General features: G+C 54.5%; 4 protein-coding genes and 1 pseudogene. 1 reads left to right on the forward strand and 4 read right to left on the reverse strand.

From position 1 onward, the window contains the following. The coding region (locus QNK41_RS01565; protein WP_319253046.1) for a FeoA family protein at nt 1–229 on the forward strand (229 nt) is incomplete at its 5' end. 47 nt (nt 230–276) lie between these two features. On the opposite strand, the gene QNK41_RS01570 is transcribed toward QNK41_RS01565, so the two are convergent. The 4 genes and pseudogenes from QNK41_RS01570 to QNK41_RS01585 form a co-directional block, all read right to left on the reverse strand. After that, nucleotides 277–561 carry an integration host factor subunit alpha gene (locus QNK41_RS01570; RefSeq protein ID WP_319253048.1) on the reverse strand — a complete coding sequence of 95 codons (285 nt, stop codon included), beginning with the start codon at nt 559–561 and terminating at the stop codon, nt 277–279. A gap of 376 nt (nt 562–937) precedes the next feature. Further along, nucleotides 938–1,723, reverse strand: coding sequence for an AMP nucleosidase (locus QNK41_RS01575; RefSeq protein ID WP_319253050.1), 786 nt, complete (start codon nt 1,721–1,723; stop codon nt 938–940). Between the two features lie 282 nt (nt 1,724–2,005). Next, nucleotides 2,006–3,265, reverse strand: a complete 1,260-nt coding sequence (locus tag QNK41_RS01580) for a B12-binding domain-containing radical SAM protein (protein WP_319253052.1) — start codon at nt 3,263–3,265, stop codon at nt 2,006–2,008. A 25-nt stretch (nt 3,266–3,290) separates the two neighbouring features. Continuing rightward, nucleotides 3,291–3,702, reverse strand: a pseudogene (locus QNK41_RS01585) (hypothetical protein); the annotation flags it as partial.

The raw sequence follows: 3,702 nt of genomic DNA on the forward strand, positions 1-3,702 counted from the left end.
CCTGGAAAGCCTCGAGTCAGGACAGGTCGCCCGGCTGATCCGCGTCAAAGGCAAAGGCACCATCGTCGACAAGTTAAAGGAACTGGACATCACCCCTGGCAGTATCATTGAACTGGAGGAGGTGGAGACCTCCAATGACAGGATCAACATCAAGGTGCGCGGCTACCACCTTTCCCTTCGCAAAGACGACTTCTCAAAAATCGAACTGGAAGTTATCCTGCCTGCATAGCCTGCAAAACACAAACGGCTCCGCAACTGACTTACCAATCCAATCCTCTATTTTCCGTTCACCCGCTCCCGCAAACACCCGGAACAGTTGAATGTCACCACCCGCCTTGCCGGCAACAGGGCACTCTCTCCAGTTGCCGGGTTGCGGCCTTTGCGCGCATGCTTTTCCTTTACGCAAAATTTCCCGAACCCGCTGACCAGAACGTCATCCCTCGATTCAAAACAGTGTTTAATGATCTCCAGCAATGTTTCGGTGATCTGGTACGATTTGGCTTTATTGTACCCCGTGTTCAGATAGAGCTGATTGACGATATCCGTTTTAGTCAGTGCCATGTATCCCTTCCAAAACAGGGTTGCGCGTTGGTATGATAGGTCACCAATCATGAACGTTTTGAATTCTCGCCGCGGCCCGGATGGGCGAGATCTCTGCTTCGCTCCGACAAGCGGCGAGGAATGCGCTCGCTATCGCGGTTCAGAACCGTGTGGCAGGCGTTCCACACCGGCCCCCAGCGGGGCAGTTGGAGGTGCCAATGGCCTGTCCCGCATGAAATTTATACAATGGGAGCAGGATCTCTGCAATACCCCAAATAGCACCTATAAAACCCTTAGCATGATTCAGGGTAGTGCCGTGGTGATGAGACAGGAAACAGGATCATTTGCTGCGGCCCCTGGAAACGCAGGATTGGAGTCCTGCGGCTCCCTACCCCGTTCACCACTCGCTATGCAGCTGCCGCTCCACATCCGGCCATCGGGCCTTGAGATTGGAAACGGCATCCATTGCAATATCCAGGTGGATGCTCATGTGATTCTTGTAAATTTCCTCGTGCAGTTTTTTATCTTTGATACCGCGCCGCTGCAGCGGCATGTCTGAAACCAGCATGATCGAACCGATGGGCACTTCATACCGGTAAGCCACGGAGAAAAGCGTGGCGAGTTCCATCTCGATGGCCAGGATTCGTTGACAACGCAGGTGGTCCACGAATGGTTCATCGAACTCCCACAATCGGCGGTCCGTGGTGTAGACGATACCGCAGCGGGGGATCATCTTGCGCGCCTTGACGGCACCGATGCACAGCAGGTTTACGGACATGGCCGGCAGGGCCGGGAATTCCATGGGCAGATAATGGCGGCTGGTTCCTTCCCCCCGGATTGCGGCCGTCGGCACCACGAAATCGCCCACTTCCAGGATGTCGTCGATGCCGCCGCACATCCCTAGCATGACCACCGATTTCAGGTTGTCCAGGTAGGCCAGGCCGTTGATTACCAGGGCCGCCTGAGGCGAGCCGATGCCGAAATCGATCATTGTGCAGTCCCACTCCGGCGCATTGACGATCCGGAAATTGCCCTCATGAATGTCACAACCGGTTTGCTCGGAAAAGGCTTTGATGTACTGGCGAAAATTGGTGATCAGCACGTGGCTGCAGAAATCCTCCAACTTGCAGTTGGTGTAGCGCTCCAGTGTCTGCCTGATGTATTCGTGCTCTTTAAGTCCCATAGCTCCCCAATGGCATCCCATAACTTGGGATAAAGTTCAAAGAGATCGTCCCTAACCCAGAATTCCCCGAAACAACAAATCGCAAGCACCAAACCTTAAATAAATTCCAAATTACAATCTCCAAATGTCAAACAGGATCAAACACCAACGATTGATTGTCATTTTGATTTCTCCAATAATGATGATTGGATTGCCCTTTCTTCAAGATCACAAGGTTTGGAATTTTGAATTTGGCTATTGTGATTTATTTGTCATTTGGTTTTTGGCTATTGTAATTTATTTTTAAACCGCCCGGCCAAACGCCTGATGCGCCAGGGAGCGGTTGCGCGGACGGAAGGTGCCGTCCGCTTTTTCTTTGCGCATCACCTGCTGGAACAGATTGGACATCTTCATGCCTTGGGACTCAGTCCGGTAAAAGGTATCCCAGGCATGGGTCAACAGCTCCTGAAGCCGTTCGGCGCTCATGTGCTTGGGCTGAAAGACCACCTTGTCCGCCGTGTATTCATTCCAGTCAAAGGAAAGGATTCGGTTCTTCCGCTTCAGGTCCTCGTAGGCTTTGGTATGGGGAAAGGGCGTGAGTACAGTGAATTCGGCCAGGTCCAGTTCAATCTCCAGGAGAAAGTCGATCAGCCTGAGGATGTCGTCTTCGGTGTGGTTGTCCAGTCCCAGCAGAATGGTTCCCTCCACACCGATGCCGTGGTCGTGGTAGCGTTTGATCCGATCCCGGATCTTGTCCGATGTGTCGAAAACCGCCTGATAGACATACCAGGCACCCGCCTGAGCCGCCAGATCAAGCACCTTGGGGTCGTCTTCGATGGGATGACAGCACCACTTTTTTTTCAAGGGGATCATTTCCCTGAACAGATCCAACTCCCACTGGGTGTCCTGGGCCAATGAGTTGTCCACGATAAACATGCGGTTGTTGTCGATGGCCGCCATTTCGGCAACGGCCATGTCGATGGGCCGCGGCCGGAATTGCCGCCCCCCCAGATAAGCCACGCAGCACGGATAGCAGTTGTATCGACACCCCCGGGAGGCATGCACCAGATCAACCATCTGGATGCCGCGGTAGTTGTACAGCTCCCTTTTCAGGATGTCCCGCCGGGCTGGGCCCACCAGTTCCACCGGAGGCGGGTCGGCCAGGTAGTCGTATCTCTTTTTCAGCTGGCCGGCCTTCAGGTCGGCCAGCACCTGTTCCATGCGCCCTTCAGCCTCGCCCAGAAACACGGCATCGGCGTGGCTCTGGGTCTCTTCGGCGTGAAGCATGGTGGCAATGCCGCCGAAGATGACCGGCACGCCTCTGGCCCGATAGGCATCGGCGATCGCCCATCCCCGCTTCACCTGGGCAGTCAGCATCATGGAGATGCCGACCACATCGGCCGGTGCGTCGAAGTCAAGGGATTCAAGATTTTCGTCGACGAATTCCACATCCACGCCATGCGGCAGGGTGGCGGCAAAAACCACCGGACCGTGAGGGGGGAGGTGGAATTCGGTCTGGCGCATCAATTTGGGCCAGCGGGGATAGATCAGTTTGAATTTCATAACCATCCTTGGCAGTAAGTGACAACTATTGCAGTGAAATCGCTTCAATCAGGGTCATCACCAGTGTGTAGGAAGCCTTTCCACCGGCCTTTAGGGTCAGTTTCGGCGAAAGCCCGCGTTGATCGACCGCATCGACAGCCACGGTCTTCCGGGGCTCGTATTGCTGAATTTGCCAGCTGCCGTCAGTTGCACCGATGACATCGATAAACCGGTTGTCGTGTGTCCGATCGCGGCACCCCGGGGTGCCGCCGGCAAATTTTCCGGCAGTCTGCATCCGTCCTTCGGGCGCAAGAAAGATAAGCCGGATATCTCTCATCACACCTTCGGCGAATTCTGGATTATCGAAGGGTCCGAAGGCTCGTTTCACGGCCACTTCGCCATTGTCCACCGCTTCAAAAAGCACGAATCCTTCGAGGGTCATCAATACGCAATGAACC

Origin of the sequence: Desulfosarcina sp. (assembly GCF_033791525.1) — a bacterium.
In the GTDB taxonomy this organism is placed as follows: Bacteria; Desulfobacterota; Desulfobacteria; order Desulfobacterales; family Desulfosarcinaceae; genus Desulfosarcina.